We start from the raw sequence: 15,870 nt of genomic DNA on the forward strand, positions 1-15,870 counted from the left end.
TCAATTCTCCAGGACGTCGAGCAGGCCCAGGGGCAGCGGCACGTCCATCAGCTTGTCGAACAACAGATAAAGACCGATGGCCATCAGGCTGATGATCACCACGCTCGGCACCCAGCGGCCGCCATACAGGCGAGCCATCGGCACCCCGATCAGGATGCTGGAGAGGATGAAGCCCAAGGGCTCGAAGGTTCCGGCGAATACCAGTAGCAGCACCACGCAGATGCCGATCTTTTGCAGGGTTTCACGGTCCAGTTGCGGTTCGTCTTCGCTGTGCACGATGGGAACAGGGCGGAACACCATGTACAGCAGTGCCAGGCCCATCAATCCCAGCATCAGCAAGGGAAAGGCACGGGGGCCCACTGGTTCGTAGGAAAAAGCGGCCTGGTACGGCCAAGCCATCAGCGCGAGGCCAATACAGACCAGCAACAGCACCGCGGCAAAAATACGTTGGAGGGTGAGCATGACTAACTCCTGGGCAGCGCCGGGGGAACCGACGCCACCGCGAGAACAGAGACGGTTACTGGATCAGGCCGAACTCTTTGGCCAGCACCTTGTAATCGGCCACTTGCTTCTTCACGTAGGTGTCCAGTTCCGGGCCAGTCATGGCGAACGGGAACAGTTCGCGCTGGTCACGCAGCTTGGCAAACTCTTCGGAAGCCAGCAGCTTGTCGAACGCGTCTTTCCACCAGGCGTAGTCTTCATCACTCACCTTCGGCCCGAGGTAGAAGCCGCGCACCACCGGCCACAGGATGTCGTAGCCTTGCTCGCGAGCGGTGGGGATGTCCTTCATTTCCGGCTCGTCCAGGCGCTTCTCAGCGAACACGGCCAGCAGGCGCATGTCACCGCTCAGGATGTGGGGCATGGAGTCGGAAATGTCGGTGCTGCCCACCTGGATGTGACCGCCCAGCAGGGCAGTGGCGATCTCACCGCCGCCTTCGAGTGCCACGTAGCGCAATTTGCGTGGATCGATACCCGCAGCCTTGGCGATCAGTGCGGTTTGCATCCAGTCCTGGCTGCCGACGGTACCGCCGGAACCGATGACGACGGATCCAGGATCCTTCTTCAGGGCCTGCACCAGATCATCGAGGTTCTTGTAGGGCGAATCGCTCTTCACCGCGATGGCGCCGTAGCTGGTGCCCACGGCTGCCAGCCAGCGCACATTGGTTTCGTCGAAACGACCGAACTTGCCTTGTGCCAGATTCAGCAATGAACCACTGGACCAGGCCACCAATGTGCCGGCGTCCGCCGGACGTTGCGCGACCACTGCGTTGTAGGCCACCGCACCGACACCGCCGGGCATGTAGGTGACACGCATCGGTTTGGTCAACAGCTTCTGGTTTACCAGCGCGCTTTGCGCCAGTTTGCAGGTCAGGTCAAAACCACCGCCGGGCGCTGCGGGGGCGATGCACTCCGGGCGTTTCGGCTCGGCGAGCAATTGTCCGGTGAACATCAGGCATCCGACGGCCAGGGCTACTTTACGCATTGATAGGTTCATTCTCGTCTCCACAGGAGTTGTTGTTGTGTATTGCAGTCGTTGCGCTGCCGAACCCTTTGGATCGGGCAACAGGTCCAACGCAGGAACTTGAATCTATAGCTGACCCACCGGCACATGTCCGGGTATTCGCTGGCGGCACTGGCCACGGGGGGGCGGGTTGGGGCGGGAAAAGCGAGCAGGCATGGGCGCCTGGGGCTGCATGGACAGCATGGGGATACTCCGCTTTATTGTTCTTATGTGAAAACGCATCGGGGCGTTTCTCGTTCGCGATTGTGTTTGGCGATCGGCAGTCGAAACTGTCCGTGAGAGGACTCTAATAGCCCAACCTTTCGCTAACCTTTCAAAAGCTTTCAGGATGTTTTTAGGCTTCACAGCAGCGGATGCGGCTGTAAACTCCGCGCCAGTGAATGGTGCCGACTGTTCCTGAATTGAGGAAAAAACATGCGTGTTCTGCTCGTCGAAGACCATTTGCAGCTCGCCGAAAGCGTCGCCCAAGCGCTCAAGAGCACCGGTTTGACTGTGGATGTGTTGCACGACGGGGTGGCGGCCGACCTGGCGCTGAGCAGCGAGGAATACGCCGTGGCAGTGCTCGATGTCGGGCTGCCGCGCATGGACGGCTTTGAAGTGCTCGCCCGTCTGCGAGCCCGAGGCAAGACCTTGCCGGTGTTGATGCTGACGGCTCGCAGCGACGTCAAGGACCGGGTGCATGGCCTCAACCTCGGTGCCGACGATTACCTGGCCAAGCCCTTCGAACTCACCGAGCTTGAGGCGCGGGTCAAGGCACTGTTGCGGCGCAGCGTACTGGGCGGCGAGCGCCAGCAGCGCTGTGGCGGGCTGGTCTATGACCTGGACACCCGCCGCTTTACCCTCGACGACGAATTGTTGAGCCTGACGTCCCGCGAGCAAGCCGTACTGGAGGCCTTGATCGCGCGGCCGGGGCGGGTGATGAGCAAGGAGCAACTGGCTGCCCAGGTGTTCGGGCTGGACGAAGAAGCCAGTCCCGATGCGATTGAAATCTACGTTCACCGGCTGCGCAAGAAACTCGACGGGCATGCCGTGGCGATCGTGACGTTCAGGGGCTTGGGTTATCTGCTGGAAACCCGCGATGCATAAACCTGACAGCCTGCGCTGGCGACTGCTGCGCAACCTGGCGCTGTTGCTGGTGGTGTTGATGCTGGCCAGCGGCCTGAGCGCCTACTGGAACGGTCGTGAGGCCGCGGACACGGCCTATGACCGGACCTTGCTGGCCTCGGCCCGGACCATCGCCGCCGGTCTGTCGCAACGCGACGGCAGCCTCAGCGCGGATGTGCCCTACGTGGCCCTGGACACCTTCGCCTACGACAGCGCCGGGCGCATTTACTACCAGGTCAACGACATCAACAAGAAACTGATCTCCGGTTACGAGAACCTCCCCGGCCCGCCACCCGGCACGCCGCGCACGGACGATTATCCGGCCCTGGCGCGCTTCTACAACGCCCGCTATCAGGGCCAGGACGTGCGCGTGGTGAGCCTGCTCAAGGCCGTGAGCGAGCCGAACATGAACGGCATGGCGGAAATCCGTGTGGCGGAAACCGAAGAGGCACGTGTCAGCATGGCCCGCGGCCTGATGGCCGACACGCTGTTGCGCCTTGGCATGCTGGCCGTGGGCGCCCTGTTGTTGGTGTGGTTCGCGGTCAGCGCGGCGTTGCGTCCATTGGAGCGCTTGCGTACGGCGGTGGAGGAACGCCAGTCGGACGATCTGCGGCCGTTGCCACTGGTGGAGGTGCAGCACGAGTTATGGCCTCTGGTGCGGGCCCTCAACCACTTTACCGAGCGTTTGCGCGGGCAGTTCGAACGCCAGGCGCAATTCATCGCTGACGCCGCCCATGAACTGCGCACGCCCCTGGCTGCGCTCAAGGCGCGGCTTGAACTGGGATTGCGCGCCAGTGAACCGGCAACCTGGCGGGAAACCCTGGAAACCGCGGCCCAGGGCACTGATCGGCTGACGCATCTGGCCAACCAGCTGCTGTCCATGGCGCGGGTGGAAAACGGTGCGCGGGCCATCGCCGAAGGGGGCGCGCAGTTGCTGGATCTCAGCCAGTTGGCCCGTGAGCTGGGCATGGCCATGGCGCCGCTGGCTCATGCGCGGGGTGTGGCATTGGCCCTGGAAGCCGACGAGCCGGTGTGGCTGCGCGGTGAACCGACCTTGTTGAACGAGCTGTTGAGCAATCTGGTGGACAATGCCCTGGCCCATACACCTTCGGGCGGTAACGTGATTCTGCGGGTCGCCGCGCCGGCGGTGCTGGAGGTCGAGGACGATGGTCCCGGCATTCCATTGCACGAGCGCGACCGTGTCTTCGAGCGCTTCTACCGACGCAACCAGCAGGTCGCCGGCTCTGGCCTTGGGCTGGCCATCGTCGGAGAAATCTGCCGCGCCCACCTGGCCCAGATCAGCCTGCATGACGGGCAAGAGGGTGGGTTGAAGGTGCGGGTGAGTTTTATCCCAGGCTCAGACTGATCCTGAAGCTAACCCGGTTGTGGCGAGGGGATTTATCTGTGGCGAGGGGATTCATCCCCGCTGGGCTGCGAAGCGGCCCCCTACGTTGTATCAGACAGAACGCGGAGGGCCGCTTCGCCAACGGGGCGGTGCGAAGTTTCGCTACATCCCCTCGCCACAGGTGAGCAGCCTGGTCTAGTAAAACATCGATCGCGCTTCTTCGAGATGAGCGCATCGTTCCTTGTCGTCCGGGTCGATACCCAGCTTCTGGAATGATGGCACCTTGAAGGCGTCAATCCTGCCGAGGGGATGATTAGTGTCCTTGTAGCAGTACAGCGCAGCGACCTGCACCAGGTCGACGTAGTCGAGTTGCCGGGATTCCCGGGCGAAATCCAGGTACAGGCCTGGCAGTTTCACCAGCCTCTCCGGAAACTCCCAGACGCTGAGCAGCTTGTCTCCCAGCACGGGGTGAATCGTTTCGATGACATGGTTGAGGCTGACCGGGTCTGACAGCAGTTCGTTATGGTCTTCGGCGTAGGTCAGGATCGGCAGTACGCCGATCTGGTGCACCAACCCTCCCAGCGCGGCCTGATCGGGCTTGAGCTGTGTATAAGTGCGGCACAACGCATAGCTGACTCCGGCGATCTCCAGGCTTCTACGCCAGACATCGCGCATCTTCTGCTCCACCACCTCGGAGCGGGCATGGAAGATCTGCTCCATGACCAGACCGATGGCCAGGTTGCTGCTGTAATTGACGCCCAGCCGGGTAATGGCCGTGTGCAGGTCGGTAACTTCCTGGGTGGCGCGCAGCAATGGGCTGTTGACCACTTTTATCAGGCGCGCCGAAAGTGCCGTGTCGCGACCGATCACCTTGCTCAGGTCACTGACGCTGATTTCCGGGTCCTCGGCGGCCCGGCGAATCTGCAGGGCCACTTCCGGCAATGTCGGCAGAACCAGGTCATCGTTATCGATGGCCTCTACCAAGTCCCGTTGGACCTTATCCGCCAAATCGCTCATTTCGATTCTCTAGGTATTGCGACAAATGCTGCGATCAGCGCTGGATTTCGCGGTCGCGATCCAGTTCGTAAGGCAGGTCCAGCAATTTCAGTATCGGGCCTTCCAGGCTACCGAGATGTACATTGCCCTCTTCTGCTGCTTCGGCCTGCAACACCGCCAGCAGTTCAATGTTTCGCTCGGCTTGCGCTGCGATCACCACCTCACCGATGGCGCTGCCGTGAGCGGGAGAGAACAATGCCGTGCCGGGTTCCGGCAGTTCGCTGGCATCCAGCTGCAGCCGATACAAGCGTCGCTTGAGCTTGCCCAGGTACTGCATGCGGGCAACGATTTCCTGGCCGGTGTAGCAGCCTTTCTTGAAACTCACGCCGCCGACGGCTTGCAGGTTGAGCATCTGCGGAATGAACAGCTCGCGGGTGGCAGGCATGACCTGGCCGATGCCTGCGCGGATCTGGCCCAGCAGCCACGGGTTCAGGTCCGTCTCGGCCAAGGTTGCGCGCAGACGGGTTTTGAGCATGTCGGCCTGTTCGGCAGGCGCCCACAGCTCGACTCGACCGGGGGACACGCGCAGGGCGATCAAGGACTCGTGACGCGCCACGCTGTCGATGTCGGCCGGCAGCGCCAGGCCCAGTTGAGTCAGCGCCGTGTCGGCATTCTCCAGACCGAAGCGAACCCAGGCTGCACTTTCGTCGGTGAGCTTGGATTTGGAAAATACCGCGTATTTCTTCAGGTCCGCCAATTGCGGCTCGAGCAATTCGGTGGCCATTGCCATCAGCACACCGTCGCCTTCGAGCAGGATCCGAAAACTCGATTGCATCCGGCCCTTCTGGGTGCATCGGGCACCGAGGCTGGCCCGGCTGTCGCTCAGGTAGTTGAGGTTGCAGGTCAATTGGCCCTGCAGGAATTTGCCGGCGTCCACGCCGCGGACCGCAAGAACGCCTTCGTGGGACAGGGTGCAGAAAAAAGCGGAATCAGCCATGAGTCATCGCAGGATAAAAAGTCTGGTGGACATCATAAGGGCGCGCCCTTGAAATGGGTAGTTCACAAAGGATCGGTGGCGACCGACCAAAGCTGTCTGTTTCACCGCGGCGGTGCCTGTATACTTGCGCTCTATTTGAGGAGCGCTCCATGGTCGAAGATGTAGAACTGAATCGCCTCTACTGGCACAGCCGCCGCGGCATGCTTGAGCTTGATGTCTTGCTGGTGCCATTCGTGAAAGAGGTCTACCCCCATCTTAATGAAGTGGACCGTGCCTGCTATGTCCGCCTGCTCGAATGTGAAGACCAGGACATGTTCGGCTGGTTCATGGAGCGCAGCGAATCCGAAGATCCGGAACTGCAACGCATGGTCCGGATGATCCTGGACCGTGTCCAGCCGAAGTAATCGCTTCGAATGCCGCTGGCAGGCCTCCGGGCAACTGCTGGCGGCCTATCTCCTGGCCCAGCTCTTCGCGCTGGGCTCGTTGTTCCTGATGGCTGTCCCTCCAGGGTTTGCAGGGCTTGGTGTTGTGCTGTGCCTGGTCCATGCTGCCTGGACGATACCGCGACACGTGTTGCTGACTCATCGCCAGGCATTCCGCGGCTTGCGTCGGGACGTTGATGGCTGGCAGCTCTGGAACAAGGCCGATGGCTGGCAGGCGGTGCAGTTGCGCCCCGACAGCCTGGCACTGCCATTGATCGTGATACTGCGCTTTCGCTTGAAGGGTGAGCGGCGGATCCGCTCGCTGTGCGTGCCCCGCGACGCGCTGGCAGCCGATCTTCATCGGCGCCTGCGGGTGCGGCTCAGGTTCAGTCGGCGTAGGTGGGCGGCACCAGGATAGTGTCCAATGCCTCGGGCAGCAGGTTCGGATAGTCGAGGGTGTAATGCAGCCCTCGGCTTTCCTTGCGTTCCATGGCCGAGCGAATCATCAGCTCGGCAACCTGGGCCAGGTTACGCAGTTCGATCAGGTCACGGCTGACCTTGTAGTTACTGTAGAACTCGTCGATCTCGTCCAGCAGCAGGCGCACCCGATGCTGGGCCCGCTGCAGGCGCTTGTTGGTGCGCACGATACCCACGTAGTCCCACATGAACCGTCGCAGTTCATCCCAGTTGTGGGCAATGATCACGTCTTCGTCCGAGTCGGTAACCTGGCTGGCGTCCCAGGAGGGCAGGGCGGCGGGAATGGCAATCTGCGGCAACTGTTCGAGGATGTCCGCCGCGGCTGAACGGGCATAGACGAAACACTCCAGCAGCGAGTTGCTGGCCATGCGGTTGGCGCCATGAAGGCCTGTGAAGCTGGTTTCGCCAATGGCGTACAGGCCCGGTACGTCGGTGCGGCCCTGCTGGTCGACCATCACGCCGCCGCACGTGTAATGCGCCGCCGGCACCACCGGGATCGGCTGTTTGGTGATGTCGATGGAAAATTCCAGGCAGCGCTCGTACACCGTCGGGAAATGGCTTTTGATGAACGCCTCGGGTTTATGGCTGATATCCAGGTAAACGCAGTCGATACCCAGGCGTTTCATTTCATGGTCGATGGCCCGGGCGACGATGTCTCGCGGTGCCAGCTCGGCGCGCGAGTCGAAGCGCTGCATGAAGCGCTCGCCATTGGGCAGCTTCAAGTGCGCGCCTTCGCCACGCAGGGCCTCGGTGACCAGGAAGCTCTTCGCCAGTGGGTGATAGAGGCAGGTGGGATGGAACTGATTGAATTCCAGGTTCGCGACCCGGCAACCCGAGCGCCATGCCATGGCGATACCGTCGCCGCAGGCGCCGTCGGGATTGCTGGTATATAGATAGACCTTGGCTGCGCCACCGGACGCCAGGATCACGAAGCGTGCGCCATAGGTGTCGACTTCGCCGGTGCCCCGGTTGAGCACGTAGGCGCCGAGGCAGCGGTCGCCGGCCAGGCCCAGGCGCTTTTCGGTGATCAGGTCGACAGCGACTCGCTGTTCCAGCAGCTCGATATTCGGTCGCCGCTGTGCCTGGGCCAGCAGCGTCTTGAAAATCGCCGCACCGGTGGCATCGGCGGCATGGATGATGCGTCGATGGCTGTGGCCGCCCTCACGGGTCAGGTGGAATTCGAATCCGCCGTCTTCCGTGCCGGATTGCTCGTCGCGGGTAAAGGGCACGCCCTGGTCGATCAGCCACTGGATGGCCTCGCGGCTGTGCTCGACAGTGAAGCGCACCGCTTCAGGGTTGCACAGGCCGCCGCCGGCGTTAAGGGTGTCGTCGACATGGGACTCGATGGTGTCGGTGTCATCGAGCACGGCTGCAACGCCGCCCTGTGCCCAGAATGTCGAGCCATTGGCCAGGTCGCCTTTGCTCAGCACTGCGATGCGCAAGTGCTCCGGCAACGTCAGTGCAAGGCTCAATCCGGCGGCACCGCTGCCGATTACCAGTACATCGTGTTGAAACTGTTGGCTCATTCGATAGGTTTCCGCTCAAGGCGACCCGGGTCGGGGTTGGCGCGAGAGATCCGCTTCAGCGGAGTCAGGCAGCCACGCAGCCCACTAGTATATAGAGGGGTGGAACGGCACAATAGTCGGGCATTCATGGCAATGTGAAACCAACGTGACAGAAAAGCACCGCGTTTCGTCGGATCGGTTTTTTCGCCGATGGATGACAAAAGCGCCTTTTCGAGGACAAACGCGGTTGATCTCGTCACGGTTGACCAATGTCTGCCTTGAATGGCTATAAATGGCGGGAACTTTTGCCAAGCGCCTACGTTCAATAGACGGTTGTCTGCAAAAGGGAACAGCGTCGGGTTGGTGCAAGACTTCGATTGAGAGTCCTTGCCAGCAGGCCCGGTGACAGATTATTCGCGCAGCCGGGGAATCTCGTGCTGCGTTTTTCGTGCGTGCCGGGATCAGAGCACGCCGGAAACTTGCTTGAAAGGGGGAGAACTTTTGCGAAAAGCCCGAGTCTATGTTTGCAAGTCCGGTCAATTAGTCATGCAAGCCTCCTTCGAGCTTATCGAGGAGTGTTCATGCTAACCCAGGAAGAGGATCAGCAGCTGGTCGAACGTGTTCAGCGCGGCGACAAGCGAGCTTTCGATCTGCTAGTGCTGAAATACCAGCACAAAATTCTCGGGTTGATCGTGCGGTTTGTGCACGACACCCATGAAGCCCAGGATGTCGCTCAAGAAGCCTTCATCAAGGCCTATCGCGCACTTGGTAATTTTCGCGGGGACAGCGCGTTTTATACGTGGCTTTACCGCATCGCCATTAACACGGCGAAAAACTATCTGGTTTCACGCGGCCGCCGGCCGCCGGATAGCGATGTGAGTTCCGAAGATGCAGAGTTCTACGACGGCGATCATGGCCTCAAGGATCTCGAATCCCCGGAACGAGCATTGCTGCGGGATGAGATCGAGGGCACCGTCCATCGGACCATCCAGCAACTGCCTGAAGATTTGCGTACGGCGTTAACTTTACGTGAATTCGACGGTCTGAGTTACGAGGACATTGCGAGCGTGATGCAGTGTCCGGTAGGCACCGTGCGCTCCCGGATCTTCCGCGCCCGGGAGGCCATCGATAAAGCCCTGCAGCCGTTGTTGCAGGAAAACTAGAGACAGCGGCGACAGCCAAGAGAGGAACGCCATGAGTCGTGAAGCCCTGCAGGAATCGCTGTCCGCAGTGATGGATAACGAAGCGGACGAACTGGAATTGCGTCGGGTATTGAATGCCTTTGACGATGTTGAAACCCGTGAGACCTGGGCGCGTTACCAGATCGCCCGGGCTGTCATGCACAAGGACCTGCTGCTTCCGCGCCTGGACATCGCTGCGGCCGTTTCTGCTGCATTGGCTGACGAAGCCGTACCGGCAAAAGTATCCCGCAGCCCATGGCGCAACCTGGGTCGTCTGGCAGTGGCCGCTTCGGTGACCGTCGCCGTTCTGGCCGGTGTACGTCTGTATAACCAGGATGAGATTGCCGGTGTACAGATGGCGCAGCAGTCCAGCCAGCCAGGCCTGGTCGCTCCACAGGTCAAGGGCCCGGCGGTACTGGCCGGTTACAGCGAAAGCTCGGAAGCTGCTGGCCCCATGGTCAATGGTGTTCTGCAAGGTCAGCCAGGTTGGCATGATCAGCGTCTGCCCAACTACCTGCGTCAGCATGCCCAACAGGCTGCCCTGAAGGGAACTGAAAGCGCATTGCCTTACGCCCGTGCCGCCAGTCTGGAAAACCGTTAAGGATAACCCTTGCGCGCCATACCTCTATTCACGCTGCTGCTGGGTGGCTGGTGTGCTGGCCCAGCGTACGCCGATGAGGCTCAGGACTGGCTGAATCGTATGGGCCAGGCCGAGCAACAGCAAAGCTTTCAAGGCACCTTCGTCTACGAGCGCAACGGTAGTTTTTCTACCCATAACATCTGGCATCGCGCCCAGGATGGCAAAGTACGCGAGCGGTTGCTCCAGCAGGACGGCTCGGCACAGGAAGTCCTGCGCATTGATGGACATACTCAATGCGTCAGCGGTGCCCTGATCCCAGGGATTGGGAATACCGAGGGCACTGCCCGTGCGCTCGATCCGCAAAAACTCAAGAATTGGTACGACCTTGCCGTTATCGGCAAGTCGCGCGTGGCCGGGCGACCGACTGTTATCGTTTCCCTGACGCCCAAGGACCAGCATCGCTACGGCTTCGAGTTGCACCTGGACAAAGAGACCGGCTTGCCGCTCAAGTCCTTGCTGCTTAACGACAAGGGTCAGTTGCTCGAGCGCTTCCAGTTTACGCGACTGAATACTGCGGAGCCTGCGGACAGCGACCTGCAAGCCAGCGCCGAGTGCAAGGCAGTCGTCCAGGAAGTCGGTAAGGCTGCTGTGGCGAAGGCTACATGGCATTCTGATTGGCTTCCCCCCGGCTTCGAGTTGACCAACAGCGCTGTGCGCAAAGACCCGGAGACCAACGTTCAGGTCAGCAGCCTGATGTACGACGATGGTCTGGCCCGTTTCTCGGTATTCCTGGAACCGCTGAATGGCGCAAACGTCACCGACACGCGTACCCAGCTTGGCCCGACGGCGGCCGTCTCTCGTCGCCTCACGACGCCGCAGGGCGAAATGATGGTGACCGTGGTCGGCGAGATCCCTATCGGTACGGCGGAACGGATCGCGCTTTCGATGCGTTCCGATGCCACGGCGACTCAGTAACGTGCTGGCGCGGTGGTTCGGTCTTGATCGAAATGCCGAAACTTCCTGTCAGCATTTTCATTTGCAAAACTTCTGTTTTTTTTCTATTAGGTCAGAGCCGCTCGGCTCTGGCCTTGCCTGTTTTTCCGGGACGTTGATACCGGCGTGTCATTCCACCGGTATTTCTTGTTCCATATCGCTTAACCCTGCTCGTCGTAACGGGAGCCGTATGTCGATACCAAGCTTGAAAACCTATTTCTCCATCCTTGCCACCGTGCTGGTGCTCGGCCAGGCCGTTCCGGCCGTGGCGGACAGCTTGCCTGACTTTACTCAGCTGGTCGAAAACGCCTCGCCTGCGGTGGTGAACATCAGTACCACCCAGAAGCTGCCGGATCGCCGTGTCTCGGACCAGCAGATGCCCGATCTCGAAGGGTTACCCCCGATGTTGCGCGAGTTCCTGGAGCGCGGAATGCCGCAGCAGCCGCGTTCGCCAGGCGGTGGCCGTCAGCGTGAAGCGCAGTCTCTGGGCTCGGGTTTCATTATCTCGCCCGATGGCTACATCCTGACCAATAACCATGTGATCGCCGATGCCGACGAAATCCTGGTGCGCCTGGCCGATCGCAGTGAGCTCAAGGCCAAGCTGATCGGTACCGACCCGCGTTCCGACGTGGCGCTGCTGAAAATCGACGGCAAGGACCTGCCGGTCCTCAAGCTCGGCAAGTCCCAGGACCTCAAGGCCGGTCAGTGGGTCGTGGCCATTGGCTCGCCGTTCGGCTTCGACCACACCGTGACCCAGGGCATCGTCAGTGCGATCGGTCGCAGCCTGCCGAACGAAAACTACGTTCCGTTCATCCAGACCGACGTGCCGATCAACCCGGGCAACTCCGGTGGTCCGTTGTTCAATCTGTCCGGCGAAGTGGTGGGCATCAACTCCCAGATCTACACCCGTTCGGGCGGTTTCATGGGCGTGTCCTTCGCGATTCCAATCGATGTGGCCATGGACGTATCGAACCAGTTGAAAAGCGAAGGCAAGGTCAGTCGCGGCTGGTTGGGCGTGGTCATCCAAGAGGTGAACAAGGATCTGGCCGAGTCGTTCGGGCTGGAAAAACCAGCCGGTGCGCTGGTGGCGCAGATCCAGGAAGGTGGTCCGGCTGCCAAGGGTGGCCTGCAGGTTGGTGATGTGATCCTGAAGCTCAATGACCAGCCGATCATCATGTCCGCGGACCTGCCGCACCTGGTGGGTGCGCTCAAGGCCGGTGCCAAGGCCAACCTGGAAGTGATTCGCGAGGGCAAGCGCAAGAACGTCGAGCTGACGGTCGGTGCCATTCCTGAAGAGGGCGCGGAGCTGGAATCGCAACCCAAGTCCGGCGTCGAGCGCAGCAGCAATCGCCTGGGTGTGGCGGTGGTCGAGCTGACGGCCGAGCAGAAGAAAGCCCTGGAATTGCAGGGTGGGGTGGTGATCAAGGAAGTGCAGGACGGTCCTGCCGCCCTCATCGGCCTGCAACCCGGTGACATCATCACGCACCTGAACAACCAGGCGATTGGTTCCACCAAGGAGTTCACCGAGATCGCCAAGGCCTTGCCGAAGAATCGCTCGGTCTCTATGCGGGTTCTGCGCCAGGGGCGTGCGAGCTTCATCACCTTCAAGCTGGCCGAATGATCGGTTAGCGGCTCAATGAAAAACCGCCTCGAGAGAGGCGGTTTTTTTTGTGCCCGGTGAATGGGCACCCATTGGCGAATATGTGGCCCCTGTGGGAGCGAGCCTACTCGCGAAGGGGCTGGCACATCCAACAACATTGCAAGCTGACCCACCGCTTTCGCGAGCAGGCTCGCTCCCACAGGAGGACAGTGCCTGGCCGTGGATACCGGTCTTCTTAACCCATCATGTCCTTGACCATGCGCTCCTGTTCCATGAGCTCCCGTTGGCGCGCATCGATGCGTGACGACAGCGGGAAGTTGGTGCCGGCGCGCCGCTTGGCGAAGTCCAGTTGCTGGATGGCCTGGCGGTAGTCGCCCACCAGGGCGAAGTACTCGGCGCGGGCCTGGTGCAAACCGATGATGTTCCCCGACAGGCCGCGGGTCTCGGCCACCATGTACCAGACATCCGGATCGTCCGGACGGGTCTTGAGCAGGTTTTCCAAAGCCTTCTCGGCGTCGGCGGGGCGGTTCTGCTTGAGTAGCAGGTCGACCCGCACCTGATTGAGTGGGTAGTTGCCCGGGTATTGGGTCAGCATCCGGTCAACGCGAGATTGAGCGTCGGCCAGCTTGTTGCTGGTGATGTCCAGATCGACCTGGGCCAGGTTGTAGATGATTTCGTTGGGTGACTTGGCCAGCAGTGGCGCGAGGTTCTCCCGGGCTTCGTTCAGCTGGCCGCCCTTGATCTGCGCAATCGCCAGGCCATAGCGGGCCACGTCATTCTTGGGGTTTTCATCCAGTTGCGCTCGGAAACGCTTGGCGCCCAAGCCAGGGGTTTCCTCATAGATCAACTGGACGCGTGCGCGGATCAGTTGATAGCGCATGCTGTCTTCCGTGCCGCCCGGCTTGGCCTGTTCGGCACGGTTGCGGGTGTCGGCGATCCGCGACTCGGTGACCGGGTGAGTCAGCAAGAATTCAGGAGGTTTCGCGTCGAAGCGGTACTGGCGCATCAGGCGTTCGAACATGGTCGGCATGGAGCGTGGATCGTAGCCGGCCTTTTCCAGGTTCTGGATACCGATGCGGTCGGCTTCCTGCTCATTCTGGCGCGAGAAACGCCGTTGTTCCTGGATGGCGGCCGCCTGGGTCCCGGCAATGGCTGCGATCCCCGCATCGCCACCGCCGGCAGCGGCGATCACGATACCAGTCAGCAGCGCGGCCATCATCGGAACCTGCATACGCTGTTGGGCTTCGACGCCACGGGCGAAGTGGCGTTGCGACAGGTGAGCCAGTTCGTGGGCCATCACCGAGGCGTATTCGCCTTCGGTCTGGGCGTTGAGAAACAGGCCGCCGTTGACCCCGACGATCCCGCCGGGTGCGGCGAAGGCGTTGAGCTGCGGGCTGTTGATCAAAATGAATTCCAGGCGGCGGTCGTTGACCTGGCTGGTTTCCACCAGCTTGTACACGCTGGTCTCGACGTAATCCTTGAGCTGTGGATCGTTGAGTTGTGCGACTTGGCTGCGCAGCAGGGCGAGCCAGGCGCGACCCAACTGGTGTTCCTGCTCCGGCGAGACAACGGCAGAACTGGCATCGCCAAGTGACGGCAGGTCGTCGGCGAAGCCTGGTGAGGCGAGCAGGCAAGCGAGCGTCAGCAGGGTGGGGCGCAGAAATGTCATGCACGGGGCCTTAGTCGACAAAGACCCTACTGTAGCCGGACACCGGGCCCGGGACCAGATATTCTAGACGGCTCTACGACCTGCTGCGGAGTGAACCCATGACCGATGCTGTAGCCCACGATGCCGAACTGGATGCCAGCGGCCTGAATTGTCCGTTGCCATTGCTCAAGGCCAAGCTGGAGCTCAACCGCCTGGCCAGTGGCGCCGTGCTCAAGGTCATCGCCACGGACGCGGGCTCCCAGCGTGATTTCCGCACCTTCGCCCGGCTGGCCGGTCATACGCTGCTGCATGAAGAAGACGATGACGGTGTCTACCGTTACTGGCTGAAGAAAGCCTGAATAATCGATGGCGTTGCTTAAGGAATTTTAATGTTCAAAGTGTTACGCGACTGGATTCAGCGTTACTTCTCCGACGAAGAGGCGGTGGTGCTGGCAGTGCTGCTATTCCTGGGGTTCACCGCGGTCCTCACCTTGGGTGGCATGCTGGCGCCAGTGCTGGCGGGGATGGTGCTGGCGTACCTGATGCAAGGACTGGTGACGACGCTGGAACGCCTGCGGCTGCCCGGCACCGTGGCGGTGGGCCTGGTATTTGCGCTGTTCATGGGGCTGTTGGTGGTGTTCATCGTGATGATCGTGCCACTGCTCTGGCACCAGTTGGTGACGCTGTTCAACGAGTTGCCGGGCATGCTCGCCAAATGGCAGTCCCTGTTATTGCTGCTGCCCGAGCGCTATCCGCATCTGGTATCGGACGAGCAGGTACTCCAGACCATCGAAGTGGTGCGCGGCCAGATCGGCAAGTTCGGCCAGTGGGCACTGACGTTTTCGTTGTCCAGCCTGCCGCTGCTGGTGAACATCATGATTTACCTGGTGCTGGTGCCGATCCTGGTGTTTTTCTTTCTCAAGGACCGGGAAATGATCGGGCGCTGGGTTCGTGGCTACCTGCCGCGTGAGCGGGCGCTGATTACCCGGGTGGCCCAGGAGATGAATCGCCAGATCGCCAACTACATTCGCGGAAAGGTCATCGAGGTGTTCATCTGCGGTGGCGTGACCTACATCGGCTTCGTGGCCCTCGGGCTCAATTACGCCGCATTGCTGGCGCTGCTGGTGGGGATTTCGGTGGTGGTGCCTTATGTCGGCACGGTGGTGGTGACCGTACCGGTGGCCTTGATTGCGCTGTTCCAGTGGGGCTGGAGCGATCAGTTCATTTACCTGATGGCGGTCTACGGCATCATCCAGACGCTGGACGGCAACGTGCTGGTGCCGTTGCTGTTCTCCGAAGCGGTGAATCTGCATCCGGTGGCGATCATTTGCGCGGTGCTGCTGTTTGGTGGGCTGTGGGGTTTCTGGGGGGTATTCTTTGCGATTCCCCTGGCGACGCTGTTCAAGGCTGTGCTGGATGCGTGGCCGAGCAAGGAACCGATTGTGGCGCCGTTGCTCTAGCTGACTGATCAGGTGAGGCTGATGGCCTCATCGCGAGCAG

General features: G+C 61.0%; 16 protein-coding genes. 10 read left to right on the forward strand and 6 right to left on the reverse strand.

Annotated features, from left to right (window positions below):
• Together PCOSP_RS07535 and PCOSP_RS07540 are read right to left on the reverse strand one after the other, a co-directional pair.
• Entirely contained in the window at positions 1 to 462 is a 462-nt protein-coding gene (locus tag PCOSP_RS07535; protein ID WP_024781296.1) for a tripartite tricarboxylate transporter TctB family protein, read from the reverse strand.
• 55 nt (positions 463 to 517) lie between these two features.
• The gene (locus tag PCOSP_RS07540; protein ID WP_041020824.1) at positions 518 to 1,495 is read right to left on the reverse strand and encodes a Bug family tripartite tricarboxylate transporter substrate binding protein; all 978 of its coding nucleotides are present in this window, start codon (positions 1,493 to 1,495) and stop codon (positions 518 to 520) included.
• 441 nt (positions 1,496 to 1,936) lie between these two features.
• Here PCOSP_RS07540 and PCOSP_RS07545 point away from each other — a divergent pair, with 441 nt between their 5' ends.
• Both PCOSP_RS07545 and PCOSP_RS07550 read left to right on the forward strand, forming a co-directional pair.
• A complete protein-coding gene (locus tag PCOSP_RS07545) occupies positions 1,937 to 2,608 on the forward strand; it encodes a response regulator (protein ID WP_175364266.1) in 672 nt (223 codons plus the stop codon).
• Entirely contained in the window at positions 2,601 to 3,992 is a 1,392-nt protein-coding gene (locus tag PCOSP_RS07550) for a sensor histidine kinase (RefSeq protein ID WP_139649688.1), read from the forward strand. Before PCOSP_RS07545 ends, PCOSP_RS07550 begins: the two co-directional genes overlap by 8 nt.
• Before the next feature lie 174 nt (positions 3,993 to 4,166).
• Here the strand turns inward: PCOSP_RS07550 and PCOSP_RS07555 are convergent, their stop codons facing one another.
• Together PCOSP_RS07555 and ygfZ are read right to left on the reverse strand one after the other, a co-directional pair.
• On the reverse strand, positions 4,167 to 4,988 hold the full coding sequence (locus PCOSP_RS07555) for an HDOD domain-containing protein (protein ID WP_139649686.1): 822 nt from the start codon (positions 4,986 to 4,988) through the stop codon (positions 4,167 to 4,169).
• A gap of 34 nt (positions 4,989 to 5,022) precedes the next feature.
• Positions 5,023 to 5,964, reverse strand: coding sequence for a CAF17-like 4Fe-4S cluster assembly/insertion protein YgfZ (gene ygfZ, locus PCOSP_RS07560; RefSeq protein ID WP_139649684.1), 942 nt, complete (start codon positions 5,962 to 5,964; stop codon positions 5,023 to 5,025).
• 149 nt (positions 5,965 to 6,113) lie between these two features.
• Here ygfZ and PCOSP_RS07565 point away from each other — a divergent pair, with 149 nt between their 5' ends.
• Positions 6,114 to 6,368 carry an FAD assembly factor SdhE gene (locus PCOSP_RS07565; protein ID WP_003184348.1) on the forward strand — a complete coding sequence of 85 codons (255 nt, stop codon included), beginning with the start codon at positions 6,114 to 6,116 and terminating at the stop codon, positions 6,366 to 6,368.
• A complete protein-coding gene (locus PCOSP_RS07570; protein WP_175386900.1) occupies positions 6,352 to 6,804 on the forward strand; it encodes a protein YgfX in 453 nt (150 codons plus the stop codon). Before PCOSP_RS07565 ends, PCOSP_RS07570 begins: the two co-directional genes overlap by 17 nt.
• On the opposite strand, the gene nadB is transcribed toward PCOSP_RS07570, so the two are convergent.
• A complete protein-coding gene (gene nadB / locus PCOSP_RS07575) occupies positions 6,773 to 8,389 on the reverse strand; it encodes an L-aspartate oxidase (protein ID WP_139649680.1) in 1,617 nt (538 codons plus the stop codon). The genes PCOSP_RS07570 and nadB overlap by 32 nt on opposite strands.
• A 560-nt stretch (positions 8,390 to 8,949) precedes the next feature.
• Between nadB and rpoE the strand changes: the two genes are divergently transcribed.
• The 4 genes from rpoE (at position 8,950) to PCOSP_RS07595 (ending at position 12,743) form a co-directional block, all read left to right on the forward strand.
• A complete protein-coding gene (rpoE, locus tag PCOSP_RS07580) occupies positions 8,950 to 9,531 on the forward strand; it encodes an RNA polymerase sigma factor RpoE/AlgU (protein WP_003172477.1) in 582 nt (193 codons plus the stop codon).
• A gap of 31 nt (positions 9,532 to 9,562) precedes the next feature.
• On the forward strand, positions 9,563 to 10,150 hold the full coding sequence (locus tag PCOSP_RS07585; RefSeq protein ID WP_139649678.1) for a sigma-E factor negative regulatory protein: 588 nt from the start codon (positions 9,563 to 9,565) through the stop codon (positions 10,148 to 10,150).
• 9 nt (positions 10,151 to 10,159) lie between these two features.
• On the forward strand, positions 10,160 to 11,104 hold the full coding sequence (locus tag PCOSP_RS07590; protein WP_139649676.1) for a MucB/RseB C-terminal domain-containing protein: 945 nt from the start codon (positions 10,160 to 10,162) through the stop codon (positions 11,102 to 11,104).
• Positions 11,105 to 11,312: 208 nt separating this feature from the next.
• A complete protein-coding gene (locus tag PCOSP_RS07595; protein WP_139649674.1) occupies positions 11,313 to 12,743 on the forward strand; it encodes a DegQ family serine endoprotease in 1,431 nt (476 codons plus the stop codon).
• 214 nt (positions 12,744 to 12,957) lie between these two features.
• Here the strand turns inward: PCOSP_RS07595 and PCOSP_RS07600 are convergent, their stop codons facing one another.
• Entirely contained in the window at positions 12,958 to 14,391 is a 1,434-nt protein-coding gene (locus PCOSP_RS07600) for a M48 family metalloprotease (protein ID WP_464710751.1), read from the reverse strand.
• A 98-nt stretch (positions 14,392 to 14,489) separates the two neighbouring features.
• Between PCOSP_RS07600 and PCOSP_RS07605 the strand changes: the two genes are divergently transcribed.
• A complete protein-coding gene (locus PCOSP_RS07605; protein ID WP_139649671.1) occupies positions 14,490 to 14,729 on the forward strand; it encodes a sulfurtransferase TusA family protein in 240 nt (79 codons plus the stop codon).
• 30 nt (positions 14,730 to 14,759) lie between these two features.
• Entirely contained in the window at positions 14,760 to 15,830 is a 1,071-nt protein-coding gene (locus PCOSP_RS07610; RefSeq protein ID WP_041020814.1) for an AI-2E family transporter, read from the forward strand.
• Positions 15,831 to 15,870: the final 40 nt, after the last annotated feature.

This window comes from Pseudomonas sp. MAFF 730105 (genome assembly GCF_055380705.1).